This is a genomic window from SAR324 cluster bacterium (assembly GCA_029245725.1).
Taxonomy (GTDB): Bacteria; SAR324; SAR324; order SAR324; family NAC60-12; genus JCVI-SCAAA005.
The window spans coordinates 1-13,162 of sequence record JAQWOT010000208.1; the positions used below are offsets into that span (position 1 = coordinate 1).

Here is a 13,162-nt window from a genome sequence, read left to right on the forward strand (position 1 = left end):
CAGTCTGATATTAGTGTTCAGGCTTTCTGCAACTTTTCAATGAAACTTTGGGATGTTTCACTCCGAAGCAGTTCGTGAATAATTGAAGCTTCTGATACGATTCTAGCAATTTCAGCAAGTATATTCAGGTGGATTTCAGGATCATCTTTTGGACTGATCACCAGAAAAACCAGACGGACAATTGCTTCTTCTGATTCCCAATGAAGCCCAAAAGGAGCGATTGCGACCACGCAGATTGGCTCGGATATGTCTGGTGAATAAGCGTGTGGAATAGATACGTCATGGCTCAACCTAGTTGAAAAACTTTTCTCTCGCGACAATAGTTCTTTCACAATTTCAGAAACTTTGAGATCTGGGAAGCGATCTTTTGCCTTTTCTACCATCGTATCAAATAATTCGTCCATTGTGGCTGAAGAGGGAAAGATGACTTGCTCAGGATAGGTATAGAAGAGCAGATAGCAGGCTTTTTGTCGGAAGATCAAGACCGAGCCTTCCTGATCATTCGGAAGTTCGGGTTGTAACTAAATGTGCTTACCTAACTGCAAGATAAGAGGAATCGTGTCATGTCTCAATTTGGGGGGCAATTCCTTAAGGTTTGCTTTGGCAATGACAGCATCTTTATTGCGAAGCGTGTACTCAATTTGAGTAGGTTTTGGCAGATTATTCCAAATTGGTTGACCAAGACCCCCAATAGGATGTTCCTGCCTCGCACTGTCCGGTGACCAGCGAAAGACATGCTTTCTCCCAACTACTTCTGCCCAACGTTCACAAATCAATTGATTCAAGTCCCGATTATCTGTCAAAGCCAATACGTTGCCAATAAAAGGGTAAAATTCTGGTGGGAGTCCTGTTTGATCTAGGGCGTTGCCACGCAAGACACGAAGGCCCTCTGATTCAGCCTGCCGGGCTAACTCTGTGTTGGTGTCCATCAAAACACAAGGATGTCCAGTTGTCTGTTCAATAAATGAGGCTACTCGACGTGCCAATAAATGCACCCCGATGATCAGCCAACCCTGACGGTCCTGAGATTTAACACGGAGGAAATTTGCAACTTTTCCTGCGCTTAGGCCCTGAATAATGACTGTGAATCCAATAACGCTGAACATGAACGCCTGTAAAAAATTTGCTTGGTTTCCCAAACTCGGCTCAAGCCTCAGGGCAAATAAGGAAGCCATCGCGCCAGCGATAATTCCCCTTGGTCCATCCAACTCAGAAAGCAACGCTCACGGATGCATAGATCTGTCCTAAAGCTTGAAGTAATCACACCGAGAGGACGAATTAAAATGACAACACCTAAAATCAACCAAATCCCGTTGTCGAAGATGAAGTTCGCAAAATCGGTGAGACGTAGTTGGGCTGACAATAAAATGAATAATATCGCAATCGACATCTCTGTCAGTTCTTGTTTGAATTGCTTGAGCTGTTTGATTCCTCACTTTTGCTCAGCCCCAACATAAATCCCATTATGATGACTGTGAGCAAGCCAGCCTCATGAACCACATCGGCCACCCCAAAAGCTAGTAACGCTCATGCCAGCGCTAAAATGTTTGTGTATTCACGTTGAATCCAATGACGGTTGATGGCAACCAGTAAAATATAGCCTCCCACCAGGCCTGTTCCCATACCCACCAATAAACGTAAACCAAATCCTTCAAGTGCATTCAGGGTAAGACTTCCTGCAAAGAACCACTCGAAGCAAAGAACCGTGATAAAAACCCCAATTGGGTCAATTAAAACTCCCTCCCAATGAAGAATGTGATGTAGGCGTTCGTTGACTCCAATTCTTCTAAGTAGGGGGTGAATGACAGTTGGTCCTGTCACAATGATGAGAGAACTTGCCAGTAAGCAGAAAGACAGAGAGTAGTTGAACCAGAAATGAATGAGAACGGTTGTTCCAAGCCAGGTGATCAATACCCCAATTGTCAGCAGCCGCCAGATGACTCTGGGAGTCTGCTCAAATCAAATTCGTTGTAGGGAAAGGTCTCCCTCAAACAGAATGACTGCGACACATCCTGAACAAGCAAATCGATACCATTACCTAACTTCACAGGATCAGTCAGGCCGCTAACTTCTGGTCCTAATAAAATTCCACCTAGTAGAAGAGGTACAATGGCAGGTATCCGGAGATGCTGGGCAGTGACCAATAGTGTCACCCCGGTTGCCAGGGCGATCACCAGAGTAGAAAGTTTAATGTGAACGGGATCCATTTGGGAGAGAAGAAATCCCGGGTGGGCTTTCAGGAATGGGTGAATGCGAGGCGATCCTCTATTTGAGAATCGCTCCTTCAACATTTTGAATGAAAGTTACCAGAGCTTGAACTTCTGGTACATCACCAAAAGCAGATTCAATCTGTTTTAGAGCATCTTCAGTTCGTAGATCTTGTCGGAAAAGAATCCTGTGAGCTTCAAGAATCTGATTGATCACTTTGCGTTCAAAGCCTTTTCGTCGGAGTCCAACAATGTTGATTCCTTTTACTTCGAAACGATTACCATAGCCAGTCGTGTAGGGTACGACGTGCTTGTCAATTAGAGACCCTGCACCAGTATAAGCATAGGAGCCAATGTGGACAAACTGGGTCACCCCGTTTTGACCACCGAGCGTAATAAAGTCTTCCATCACTACGTGACCGCTCAGACCAGTATAGTTAGCCAGGACATTGTGGTTCCCTAAAACACAATCGTGAGCAACATGGACGTAGCCCATGAGGAGGTTATGATCTCCAATAATGGTTTTTCCACTTCCTTGGACAGTACCACGATGGACAGAGACGCACTCTCGGAACTGATTGTTTGAGCCTATAGTAAGAGTGGTTGGTTCACCGTCATATTTTAAATCTTGGGGAGCACTACCGATGTAAGAAAAAGGATAGAAGACGTTGTCTGAGCCCATTGTTGTTGGGCCTTCCACAGTCACATGGCTTTTCAAGATGCAGCGATCGCCTACAATGACATCAGGACCAACCACAGAGAACGGCCCAATTTCAACATCATTACCAATTTGGGAACGTTCATCCACCAGTGCTGTGGGATGAATCCACTGCATATGGGAACTCCTTTGATTCGTTTAAAATTGCCTTGAAATATAAACCTCACCTTTTTCGAAGACAAGTTCTTCACTCATAAATAGGGCTTTCAATTCGCTGGATTTGCAGAGATCCAATCAGACACATACTGAACTTGATTCTGAAAGACTTGCGTCATCCGAAAGGATGTAACGGCACTTGCAGCTAAGGGGAATTCCATGGGAGGAGCGAGGAGACCATGCCATTCACTAACTTGCTGTAACGTGGTTGCCAGTTGGAATGAAGTTAGACGAATCCCACTGCGATAAAGTAATTCTGTTGTGGTTTCAGCGATTGCATGTCCGACCAGTGTCCAATGAGTCATCTCTTGTCCCGGGGCATATTCGTTCAACAGTCTACGATGAAGAGTGATCCCGGGATGATTATTCTGCTGAAGCATTGGGAGATAGCTGAGGAAGGAGACTCGATTCAGAACCTCCGGATCAAATTGTCTGAGCAATTCACCATTTGCGATACCAGAACCTGCATAGATTGGAACATTCCACTCCTGATGCTGCCAAATAAAAGCCTGAGTTTCCAGTGTATCTCCGAGCACTACAATAGCATCTGGAACTAGGGCTACCAATTGATCTAACTCTTTTTCTAGGCTGAACAGAGGTACTCGGCTTGGCATCGGTTCAATTTGAACAAGTCCTGCGCTTCCAGCGTCAAAATACTTTAGCAGTGAGGTCGCTTTCTGATCCTCACGAAACCAAACAAGAACACGTTTTCCTACCAGATTCTCAGCACAGAATCTTCCAAGTGCTAAAGCTTCTGCTTCCAAAGATGGAGAGAAATAAATTCTACCTGCTTGATTAACCTGAGGCCGACCAACACCAAATAGGTCCGGTATTCCAGTAACAGGGAACCAGTCTGGATATGCGCCTAAGATTGGCTCTCCGACAGACCCTACCATCGCCAAAATCGGGTGCTGAAAAACTGAATTCTTGATAAGTTGTTCGACCGTTTGGTCTTCCATGCGAGTGTCAAGAGTTGTGTACTCAATGCTTCTTCCATAAATACCCCCCTGATCATTCAAATAGCTGAAATAGGCTTCTATTCCAACGGAGATGCCACGATAATGCTTAGCAGCAGGACCACTCAAAACTTGGAGCCCGGCAAGATTAATTTGTCGTTGTGTGACCGTTGAGGTTGATTGGGCAGATGCTGATCCCAACAAAACAAATAGATAAATGATAAACAGTTGAAAAGCTTTTTGGAGTTTCATCTTATTCGAGATTTCTTGATACGAAATATTTCTCATTCACTTTGAGCTTAATGTAGGAGAATGTTACCGAATCATGCATTTGCCTAATTGGTGAGGCAATGAAATTATGTTGACAGGTCCCAACTGCAATTCTACGATTTCGAATTCTCCAAGCCAATGAATTTGATTAAAATTTCTAATATTTTTTTCCCTAACCAAAGAGTGCACTCGAGAAGTTAGGATTCTAACGAAAAATTACTACTCAATGAACGAGGTTTGCTAAATGTGGTCAGATATATTTCAGACTGAAAAGCCGGGCTATTTTGGTCAATTTGGTGGAATGTTCATTCCTGAAATCCTCAGAGCGACATTTGAGGAATTGATCGAAGCCTTTGAATCTGCAAAGACTGACCCCAGTTTTTGGACAGAATATGTTCAAACCATGCAGAGCTACTCTTGTCGTCCAACACCAATTACGTACTTACCAAACTTGAGCAAGAAGAATGGTGGAGCACAAATCTATTGTAAGCGAGAAGATCTGAATCAGACTGGAGCCCACAAAGCCAATAACGTGATGGGCCAGGGGCTGCTTGTCAAGCGAATGGGAAAATCTAGAGTCATTGCTGAAACAGGGGCAGGACAACATGGTGTGGCAACGGCAACTATGGCAGCTCGCTTTGGTCTTGAGTGTACAATCTACATGGGGGCGCTTGATGTAGAGCGACAGCGGCCAAATGTTTTCTGGATGGAACAACTAGGTGCTGAAGTTGTGGCTGTTACTGAAGGCTCAGCAACTCTCAAGGATGCAATCAATGCGGCAATGCGTGATTGGTCTGCCAGTATGGATGACACCCACTACGCCTTGGGGACTGTCTGCGGACCTCATCCATTTCCAACAATGGTTTCTTACTTTCAATCTTTAATTGGTCAGGAATCCAGAGAACAGATCTTAGAACTTACGGGTAGGCTACCTGACCGGATTTATGCCTGTGTCGGAGGTGGTTCAAATGCTTCAGGTCTATTCTTGCCTTTTTTAGAAGATGAGGGAGTTGAGTTGGTAGGCGTTGAGGCAGGTGGTCATGGTGTTGAGAGTGGTGCTCACGCAGTCAGGTTCTCTGGTGGTCACATTGGGGTAGCTCAAGGTTACAAAACCTACTTCCTTCAAAATCCAGAAGGGCAAATGATGCACACTCATTCCATTGCCGCCGGATTGGATTATGTAGGAGTTGGACCGATTTTGAGTCATCTGCATGATGAAGGAAAAGTTCGCTTTAGTTTTGCTACAGACAAGGAAGTGATTGATGCAGTTCGATTACTGATCAGAACAGAGGGACTGATTCCTGCCTTGGAAAGCACTCATGGGTTGGCAGGGTTGTTGCGCGAATCAAGTGAAATGGACGAAGAGGATATCGTTGTATTCAACTTGTCTGGTCGAGGCGACAAGGATATTTTCAATATTGCTGAGGCATTGGATGATCCTAAGTGGCGGGAGTTCATCCATCAAAAATCAAATGAATATCGAAAAGCAAGCAATTGAGAGATGAATGTCCAGCAAGCTATCTGAATATTTGAGAAATCGACTCAAAGAGAAAAAAATCTTACTGATGACCCATACAGTTGTTGGTTATCCATCTCTAGAGGATAACTGGCAGATGCTTGAGGAAATGCAGGTAGCCAATGTTGACATGGTAGAACTGCAAATGCCTTTCAGTGAGCCAATCGCAGACGGGCCCTTATTCGTAAAAGCAAATCAGGAAGCTCTGAAAAATGGGATTGATTGGAATGCCTATTTTGATTTTATGAGAAGGGCTCATAAAAAATTTGATTTCCCATTACTGTTGATTGGTTACTACAACAGCGTCTTCGTGATGGGTCACCGTAGTTTTTGTTCCAGATTGGCTGAGCACGGTGCCAGTGGTTACTTACTACCTGATCTGCCTCTCGAAGAAATGGAAGATTTGCATGAGTTGAGTAAAGAGCATCAACTGAATCCAATCATGATGTGTACGCCAACCCAAAAGGATACTAGGTTGCAGAGTATCTGTGCCAACGGGAGCGGATTCCTCTATTGTGTAGCCAGGAAGGGAGTCACTGGTGCTGTGACAAAAATTGATCCTATGGTTTTCGAGTTCTTGAAACGATGTCGAAGATATTCTGATCTCCCACTGGCATTGGGTTTTGGATTGAGCAATGGAGCGGATCTGAACCACCTGCAAGGTCATGCAGACATCGCAGTGATTGGTTCAGCCCTGCTCAAAACCTGGGAGGAAAAAGGCCCAGAAGCCTATCGAAATCATCTCAACGAATTAGCTGAAGCGACTACCTAATTTGATTCAATATCCATCTCAACAACAGTATAATCAGATTCAGTGGACCAAGTCCAGAACAGGCACATACGCTGGATGAACGGAAAAAGCACTCAGTGACTCCCGGTCGCCAAATTTTACAGACAGAGCGACATCAAAAGATTTCAGAGTTGCTTTAAAATCCTCTCCTCCTTCCAAGTGTTGAACTTCTTCAATTTTCTCTGGAAGCCCATCAAATGCGTCCATTAGTTGTTGGGAGTTTTGCGGGGTTTTTTCTTTCAAGCGAAAAAGAACCAGATGCTTGATCATTATTTTTTCCTATCGAGTCGAACAAAATGATGCTGCTGAGTTTGCACATCGTATCCATTGCTGCACTGATTGCTATCTCGGGGGGAATTGCCTACAGCCTGGGAAAAAATGAGGGCATACGCATCACTCGGCTACATTATGAGGAACTACATGAGCCGCAAGATCCGATAGCACAAGCTGATACAAAATCCTTTCATGCCGAACCCTCTTCCTGAATCCTCAGCTGATAGCAAGCTAGAGCCGCTGCTACGCTGACGTTCAGTGATTCTACTTCTTCTGTTCCATCTATACGCACATCCCAGTCACATTGCTGTTTCACCAACTGGCGAAGACCCCTTCCCTCATTTCCTAGAACAAGCAACAGTGGACGATCCCTTTCAAGTTTTCGTAACTCCGTTTTACCATCGCCAGCCAAGCCAACTATCCAGAAGCCGTTTTTCTTTTGATCTGTCAGAAATCGAGCAAGATTAGTTGTTTCAAAGATTGGGAACCATTCAGCTACACCAACAGAAGCCTTGGACACAGCAGGAGTCACACCGGGACTATGGTCTTTGGTGATAATGCATCCTGAACAACCAAAAAATGCAGCTGATCTTAAGATAGCACCAAAATTTTGAGGATCTTTGATTTGATCCAAAACCAAATAAAATGGGTTTAGTTTTTGAGTAGCTGGAAGTGAATTTGGAGTCTCCAAGTGTCGAGTGCTGCACTCCAACAGTACTCCTTGATGTACCCCTTCCGGACAGTACATTTCAAAGATTTCAGGAGTAGCTCTCTTGATGGAAATTCCACGTTCTTCAGCAGCTTTTTGAAGCCCTTGGATTCTCTCTGCAACTGGATGCTTAACCCACATAGCAAAGTGCTTGCGGTACGAACTTGAAACAGCAGCTTCAACAGCGTTGATTCCATAGAGCCATTCGTGATCCCTATGCTGAAATTTTGGCTTCCTCTGAAAGCGTTTGTTAGCCATTAAGATGCTTCTGCAGTTCCAATTTCAATTCTTCATACTGTTGAGTCACCGGAAAGGAAGGGTATTCTTCTGTGATTTTTCGGGTGGGCTTAAAGAAGATCCCATGATGAGCACTTTGCAGCATTGAGATGTCGTTGTACGAATCTCCAGCGGCAACAACCCAAAAATTGAGATTTTTCAAAGCATTAACCGCTTGCTGCTTCTGATCTTGCTGGCGGAGCAGGTAATCTGTGATCCTGCCTGCTTGATCAATTTTCAAAGTATGACAGAAAATAGTTGGTTGACTGAGCTTATTCAAAAATGGACTCACAAATTCTCTGAAGGTGTCCGATAGAATGATTACCTCGCATTCAGTTCTGAGCCAGTGAAGAAAATCGATTGCTCCATCAAGAGGATTCATTTGGTCAACAACCGCATGGATATCCTGAATTCTCAGATTTTTTTCCTCACATATTTTCAAACGATAGCGCATCAATTCATCGTAGTCAGCGATGTCTCGGGTGGTCAGTCTTAGTTCCTCAATCCCAGTTTGTTCGGCCAGACCGATCCAAATTTCTGGAATCAGAACTCCCTCAAAGTCGAGGCAGGTAATTTTCATTTGAGGGTTGTCTTGTTGCATGGCCTTTAGAAAGTTTTAGAAATTGCAGAGGTGTTATGTGTAAGTTGTTCTGGTATTGCTTGGTATGTTTGCTGGTATTAACTTCTTGTCAGTCTGGGCGTGAGGTGAGGGTTTACGAAAAAATACCTCATTTTGCAGAGTGCCGAAAATATACGGACTATCACCAAATTGTCCAGTGTGAGCAAAAATTGATGGGGCCTCTAAATCGAGAAGTGAACCATGTACTCCGACAGTCTGAACGCAGGAATAATAGGCGCTTCGAACAATACAGATGCCAGGATCTCCCTAACGTATCAGAACCTTCAGGGTGTTCCATCAATCTCCAATCTAATTTGACAGATTAACTTATGAGAGACGGCCAAATCGCAGCAATGCGTCAAAACTATACGATTGGAGAACTACTCGAAAGTAGTGCCCCTTCAGAGCCTTGGGAATTATTCAGTAGTTGGTTTGAGATAGCTCGGAAGACAAAAATTTTGGAACCGAATGCGATGATCTTATCTACAGTTAGGCAAGACGGGCAGCCTACATCTCGCGTCGTTTTACTAAAAGATATTGATCAAAGTGGGTTGGTTTTTTTTACTAATTACCTTAGCCAGAAAGGTGAACAGCTAGCACACAACCCAAAAGCATCAATTTTATTTTGGTGGGAACCCCTTCAACGTCAAATTCGTATTGAGGGAGAGGCTATAAAAATTGATGAAGAAGAATCTGATACGTACTTCCAAAGTCGGCCCTATGGGAGTTGCTTAGGCGCCTGGGTCTCTGAACAAAGTCAAACGATTGTTGACCGAACGGTACTGGAAAAAAGACAAATTGAGTTTGAAAAGAAATTTGCGGATAGCAATGTCCCCCGTCCAGATCACTGGGGTGGTTATCGATTAAAACCAAACAAATTCGAATTCTGGCAAGGGAGGTCGAATCGACTTCACGATCGACTACTCTACCAAATGAAGCAGGATTCTTGGGTACGTGTCCGTTTAGCACCCTGAACTGACTGGATTTTCAGCATCTGCTTGAAATTTAGGCAATCCGGCATGAAATTGATTATTAATAGTTAAGAATATCAGTTCTATAAGATTGGTATAAAATTTGTCAAGTGAGTTGAGTTTAAATAGAAGCACTTGACTTGCTTTTGGAAGCGGCAGAAAGTTTTCAGAGACAAATTGAGATTTCATTTGTCTGGCCCTCGTTTCCAGTCTTCCCCTAATTCTGGCGGAAATCCCGCGCTTACACAAAGGAATGTTCGATATGACTACGCCCAAAGATGTCCTCGACTTTATCAAAAAAAATGACATTGAATTTGTTGACTTCAAGTTTATTGACTTGCTGGGTACCTGGCAACACTTGCAAGTTCCTACTGGGGTCGTCAATGAAGGTATGTTGGAAGAAGGGGTGATGTTTGATGGTTCCAGTATTAGATGCTGGCAGACCATTGATGCCAGCGACATGAAGATGATTCCTGATCTCAGCACAATGAAGGTGGATCCATTCATTGAAGCTAATTCGCTGACACTGATCTGTGATATCGTTGATCCTGTGACGGGTGAGCGCTACAGCAGAGATCCAAGAAATATTGCACGCAAGGCTGAAGCTTACCTGGTCTCAACAGGAATAGCAGATACGGCTTATTTTGGGCCAGAAGCTGAATTTTTCCTTTTTGACGATGTTCAGTATTCCTACAGCAGTGCAGGAGGATTTTATTCCATTGATTCAGCAGAGTGTCCATGGAACACAGGTGCTGATGAAATGCCTAATTTAGGATACAAAATTGGGCCAAAACTAGGATATTTCCCAGTAGCTCCATTCGACTCCAATCAGGATATTCGAAACGAGATGATTACGATGTTGGAACAGTGTGGACTGATGGTGGAGCGAGCTCACCACGAGGTTGCACCAGCGCAGCACGAAATCAATTTCCGTTTCGATACTCTTATCAGTTGTGCGGACCATCTGCAGTGGTACAAGTATGTCATTAGAAATGTAGCACGCCAGCATGGCAAGACAGCTACGTTCATGCCCAAGCCCATGTTTGCTGACAATGGGAGCGGAATGCATACTCACCAATCTCTGTGGAAGGATGGCAAGCCCCTTTTTGCAGGAGATGAATACGCTGGCTTAAGTGAAACAGCGCTCTACTACATTGGAGGAATTCTTAAGCATGCACCTTCACTGGCAGCTCTGACCAATCCTCTAACCAATTCCTACAAGCGTCTGGTAAAAGGATTTGAGGCCCCGATCAATCTTGCCTATTCAAATAGAAATCGATCAGCAACGATTCGCATTCCTTTGGCGGATTCCAAGGCAGCAAAACGAATCGAATTTCGCTGCCCAGATCCAGGAGCAAATGGATACATGGCTTTTGCCGCAATGCTGATGGCTGGCTTGGATGGAATTCAAAATAAAATTCATCCTGGTGATCCAATGGACGTCAACATTTATGATCTTCCACCAGAAGAACTTCATAAAATTGGCAAAATGCCTGGGTCTTTGCGGGAGTCCATTGAAAATCTCGAGACCAATCATGACTTCTTACTGAAGGGGGATGTCTTCACTAAAGATGTGATTGACTCATGGGTGGACTATAAGCTCAATGAAGAGGTTACACCGATTGAATCTCGACCACACCCCTACGAATTCAATTTGTACTACGCCTACTAATCTTCCTGCCAGAAACCAGTGGGCTATTACAGCTCACTGATGCATTGCCTCCACTCTGACTTCTAAGATCAAATTTGTTTAAAGATTGTAGCTAATGAGGAGACAACTCTAGGTGAACATCAGCTTCCTGAATATCAGCTATTGATTCAACCAATTTCTCCGCTTGGATTGCAATCCGTCTGGCCTCTGAAATAATTAGATTTTCCTCCATTTCGACATGAATGTGCACGAGAAGCTTTCGATGAAGATAATGACAGTAGATATGCGTAATTTTCTGGACTTGAGGAACCTGCTCTAGGACTGAAACGATGTCTTGTTCGATTTCATCCTGAGGCCTCATCAATTGAGTCTCTTCTTCAGGCATTCTTGATGGGGGATCAGGCTCAGGATCCACGTGTACAAGAACTTCTGTGACAGTTGGTAAAGACTGAGTAATTCGCAGTCGAGCTCTTTCGGCAATTTGATGTGCAGAAGAAACGGTGAGGTGCCCATCCACCTCTATATGAAGATCCACCAGTAGATACGATCCCATCCGTCTTAATCTGACTTCGTGAAAGTCTTGAACCCCCTCCACATTGGTCATTAACTGATGGACCTGCGACTCTACTTCAGGATCTGTAACCGCATCAGTCAGTTCCTCTACGCTCTGCTTACCCATATCCCAGGCAGTCTTCATGATTAGTGCTGACACAACCAATCCCGCCAAGGGATCCAAAAAGGGATAGCCCAATTGAGCACCTCCAATTCCAATCAAAGCGGCCACCGAAGAAAGTGCATCACTCCGATGATGCCAAGCATTGGCCTGAAGGAGACGGTTCTGCTCCTTTTTTCCAATCCACATGGTCAACCAGAAGAGGAACTCCTTAAGAACGATGGAGATTAATGCAACATAGATTGCGTTCCATCCAGGAGATTGTTCTTGGGCTAAGGATCCAATCGCATAAATGCCCAATTCCAATGCTGTAAATCCGAGGAGAACGGCAACAAAAAGCGTCCCAATGGTTTCAAATCGACCATGCCCATAAGGATGATTATCATCTTTGGGTTTACGACCGAGCATCAGTGCCCAAAGAGTCACTCCATCAGAAAGTAGATCAGAGAAAGAATGTCCTGCATCAGCAATCAATGCAGGTGAACCACTAGCCCAACCCACCACAGCTTTTAAAATTGTAAGCAAGACGTTGACAAGAGCACCCAGCCAGGTCACAGCTTTCATTTGCCAAGAAGTTGAGCTTTCCAATGAGTTCACTGATTCCATGATTCGGAATGAAAATAATTTTGATGTGGAATAGAATTCTTTAGTTGGCTATTAAAAGAACGGGTTAAGTAGGGCCTGTGATCAATTTAGCCAAATGACCCTGCTATCCAGTGGATACCCCCTAGAAAGGCACAGGCCCACTGATCGTAATGGGTGGCAATCCCCCGGTATTGCTTCCACTTGGCAAAGAGGTTCTCAATCAGGTGTCGCCAGCGATACTTGTCTCGGTCGAACTCCCAGGGTTCCTTTTGATTGGACTTCGGTGGAATCACCGCTTCCACCTGGCGCTGTTCCAAGCGATCCAGGAGTCTTGCCTTTGCAGCGTAGGCAATGTCTGCCAGCAACGCCTGGATCTGATCCAAAAGAGCCTCTGGCAACACGTCCGCACCCTCCAGGTCATGGGCTTGACCGGGACTCAGATGGAAACCCGTCGGATTACCGAGGGCATCACAGGTTACCTGGATCTTGGTCGACAGACCTCCACTGGAGCGACCGATACATTCTGCGGTGTGCTCGCTTTTTTTGCGCCAGCACTGTGTTGATGGGCCCGCACAATCGTGCTGTCAAGCTGGGCATACTCGTTGTCTGCCTCAGCAGCCAGTACCTCAAAGACCCGTTGCCAGACACCCCGCTTGCTCAAGCCCATGTGAAGAGTGTGAATCACCCGAAAGTCGCCAAAGCGTTCGGGCACGCTAGGGAATACCGACCCGATAACGGTAGAGCACTGTCTCGACAAAGAGGCGATTATCTTTGGCAGTCACTCAGACTGTG

At 44.8% G+C, this 13,162-nt stretch carries 16 protein-coding genes and 1 pseudogene; 5 read left to right on the top strand and 12 right to left on the bottom strand.

The genetic code is table 11. From position 1 onward, the window contains the following. Nucleotides 1–17: 17 nt before the first annotated feature. The 7 genes from P8O70_11235 to P8O70_11265 all read right to left on the bottom strand — a co-directional run bounded on the left by P8O70_11235 (nt 18) and on the right by P8O70_11265 (nt 4,289). Complete coding sequence (locus P8O70_11235; protein MDG2197449.1) at nt 18–482, bottom strand: PTS sugar transporter subunit IIA; 465 nt, start codon at nt 480–482, stop codon at nt 18–20. A gap of 39 nt (nt 483–521) precedes the next feature. Then, nucleotides 522–1,106: an NAD-binding protein gene (locus tag P8O70_11240; protein MDG2197450.1), complete on the bottom strand. Its 585-nt coding sequence runs from the start codon at nt 1,104–1,106 to the stop codon at nt 522–524. A gap of 47 nt (nt 1,107–1,153) precedes the next feature. Beyond that, nucleotides 1,154–1,390 (bottom strand): hypothetical protein, encoded by a 237-nt coding sequence (locus tag P8O70_11245; GenBank protein MDG2197451.1) that lies wholly within the window; start codon nt 1,388–1,390, stop codon nt 1,154–1,156. Between the two features lie 137 nt (nt 1,391–1,527). Beyond that, on the bottom strand, nt 1,528–1,911 hold the full coding sequence (locus P8O70_11250; protein MDG2197452.1) for a cation:proton antiporter: 384 nt from the start codon (nt 1,909–1,911) through the stop codon (nt 1,528–1,530). Nucleotides 1,912–1,922: 11 nt separating this feature from the next. Beyond that, the gene (locus tag P8O70_11255) at nt 1,923–2,207 is read right to left on the bottom strand and encodes a hypothetical protein (protein ID MDG2197453.1); all 285 of its coding nucleotides are present in this window, start codon (nt 2,205–2,207) and stop codon (nt 1,923–1,925) included. Nucleotides 2,208–2,265: 58 nt separating this feature from the next. Continuing rightward, on the bottom strand, nt 2,266–3,042 hold the full coding sequence (gene lpxA / locus P8O70_11260; GenBank protein MDG2197454.1) for an acyl-ACP--UDP-N-acetylglucosamine O-acyltransferase: 777 nt from the start codon (nt 3,040–3,042) through the stop codon (nt 2,266–2,268). An 89-nt stretch (nt 3,043–3,131) separates the two neighbouring features. Continuing rightward, complete coding sequence (locus tag P8O70_11265; GenBank protein MDG2197455.1) at nt 3,132–4,289, bottom strand: ABC transporter substrate-binding protein; 1,158 nt, start codon at nt 4,287–4,289, stop codon at nt 3,132–3,134. A 262-nt stretch (nt 4,290–4,551) separates the two neighbouring features. On the opposite strand from P8O70_11265, the gene trpB reads away from it, so the two are divergent. Continuing rightward, nucleotides 4,552–5,805, top strand: coding sequence for a tryptophan synthase subunit beta (trpB, locus tag P8O70_11270; protein ID MDG2197456.1), 1,254 nt, complete (start codon nt 4,552–4,554; stop codon nt 5,803–5,805). A gap of 7 nt (nt 5,806–5,812) precedes the next feature. Continuing rightward, a complete protein-coding gene (gene trpA / locus P8O70_11275) occupies nt 5,813–6,595 on the top strand; it encodes a tryptophan synthase subunit alpha (GenBank protein MDG2197457.1) in 783 nt (260 codons plus the stop codon). A gap of 39 nt (nt 6,596–6,634) precedes the next feature. On the opposite strand, the gene P8O70_11280 is transcribed toward trpA, so the two are convergent. Beyond that, on the bottom strand, nt 6,635–6,883 hold the full coding sequence (locus tag P8O70_11280) for a Dabb family protein (GenBank protein ID MDG2197458.1): 249 nt from the start codon (nt 6,881–6,883) through the stop codon (nt 6,635–6,637). Nucleotides 6,884–6,909: 26 nt separating this feature from the next. Here P8O70_11280 and P8O70_11285 point away from each other — a divergent pair, with 26 nt between their 5' ends. Then, complete coding sequence (locus tag P8O70_11285; protein MDG2197459.1) at nt 6,910–7,098, top strand: hypothetical protein; 189 nt, start codon at nt 6,910–6,912, stop codon at nt 7,096–7,098. On the opposite strand, the gene rlmB is transcribed toward P8O70_11285, so the two are convergent. Continuing rightward, nucleotides 7,077–7,853 carry a 23S rRNA (guanosine(2251)-2'-O)-methyltransferase RlmB gene (rlmB, locus tag P8O70_11290; protein ID MDG2197460.1) on the bottom strand — a complete coding sequence of 259 codons (777 nt, stop codon included), beginning with the start codon at nt 7,851–7,853 and terminating at the stop codon, nt 7,077–7,079. The genes P8O70_11285 and rlmB overlap by 22 nt on opposite strands. Further along, on the bottom strand, nt 7,846–8,472 hold the full coding sequence (gene thrH, locus P8O70_11295) for a bifunctional phosphoserine phosphatase/homoserine phosphotransferase ThrH (GenBank protein MDG2197461.1): 627 nt from the start codon (nt 8,470–8,472) through the stop codon (nt 7,846–7,848). Before thrH ends, rlmB begins: the two co-directional genes overlap by 8 nt. Nucleotides 8,473–8,819: 347 nt before the next feature. Between thrH and pdxH the strand changes: the two genes are divergently transcribed. Beyond that, entirely contained in the window at nt 8,820–9,464 is a 645-nt protein-coding gene (gene pdxH, locus P8O70_11300; GenBank protein MDG2197462.1) for a pyridoxamine 5'-phosphate oxidase, read from the top strand. A gap of 259 nt (nt 9,465–9,723) precedes the next feature. Further along, complete coding sequence (gene glnA / locus P8O70_11305; protein MDG2197463.1) at nt 9,724–11,133, top strand: type I glutamate--ammonia ligase; 1,410 nt, start codon at nt 9,724–9,726, stop codon at nt 11,131–11,133. Nucleotides 11,134–11,224: 91 nt separating this feature from the next. Here the strand turns inward: glnA and P8O70_11310 are convergent, their stop codons facing one another. Both P8O70_11310 and P8O70_11315 read right to left on the bottom strand, forming a co-directional pair. Further along, complete coding sequence (locus tag P8O70_11310; GenBank protein ID MDG2197464.1) at nt 11,225–12,382, bottom strand: cation diffusion facilitator family transporter; 1,158 nt, start codon at nt 12,380–12,382, stop codon at nt 11,225–11,227. 90 nt (nt 12,383–12,472) lie between these two features. Beyond that, a pseudogene (locus tag P8O70_11315) lies at nt 12,473–13,162 on the bottom strand (IS5 family transposase).

What these genes read in the sequence shown, in the direction of transcription:
- P8O70_11240 (MDG2197450.1), bottom strand. Translation starts at nt 1,106, where the DNA reads ATGTTCAGCGTTATTGGATTCACAGTCATTATTCAGGGCCTAAGCGCA.
- P8O70_11245 (MDG2197451.1), bottom strand. Translation starts at nt 1,390, where the DNA reads ATGTCGATTGCGATATTATTCATTTTATTGTCAGCCCAACTACGTCTC.
- P8O70_11255 (MDG2197453.1), bottom strand. Translation starts at nt 2,207, where the DNA reads ATGGATCCCGTTCACATTAAACTTTCTACTCTGGTGATCGCCCTGGCA.
- lpxA (MDG2197454.1), bottom strand. Translation starts at nt 3,042, where the DNA reads ATGCAGTGGATTCATCCCACAGCACTGGTGGATGAACGTTCCCAAATT.
- P8O70_11265 (MDG2197455.1), bottom strand. Translation starts at nt 4,289, where the DNA reads ATGAAACTCCAAAAAGCTTTTCAACTGTTTATCATTTATCTATTTGTT.
- trpB (MDG2197456.1), top strand. Translation starts at nt 4,552, where the DNA reads ATGTGGTCAGATATATTTCAGACTGAAAAGCCGGGCTATTTTGGTCAA.
- trpA (MDG2197457.1), top strand. Translation starts at nt 5,813, where the DNA reads ATGTCCAGCAAGCTATCTGAATATTTGAGAAATCGACTCAAAGAGAAA.
- P8O70_11280 (MDG2197458.1), bottom strand. Translation starts at nt 6,883, where the DNA reads ATGATCAAGCATCTGGTTCTTTTTCGCTTGAAAGAAAAAACCCCGCAA.
- P8O70_11285 (MDG2197459.1), top strand. Translation starts at nt 6,910, where the DNA reads ATGATGCTGCTGAGTTTGCACATCGTATCCATTGCTGCACTGATTGCT.
- rlmB (MDG2197460.1), bottom strand. Translation starts at nt 7,853, where the DNA reads ATGGCTAACAAACGCTTTCAGAGGAAGCCAAAATTTCAGCATAGGGAT.
- thrH (MDG2197461.1), bottom strand. Translation starts at nt 8,472, where the DNA reads ATGCAACAAGACAACCCTCAAATGAAAATTACCTGCCTCGACTTTGAG.
- pdxH (MDG2197462.1), top strand. Translation starts at nt 8,820, where the DNA reads ATGAGAGACGGCCAAATCGCAGCAATGCGTCAAAACTATACGATTGGA.
- glnA (MDG2197463.1), top strand. Translation starts at nt 9,724, where the DNA reads ATGACTACGCCCAAAGATGTCCTCGACTTTATCAAAAAAAATGACATT.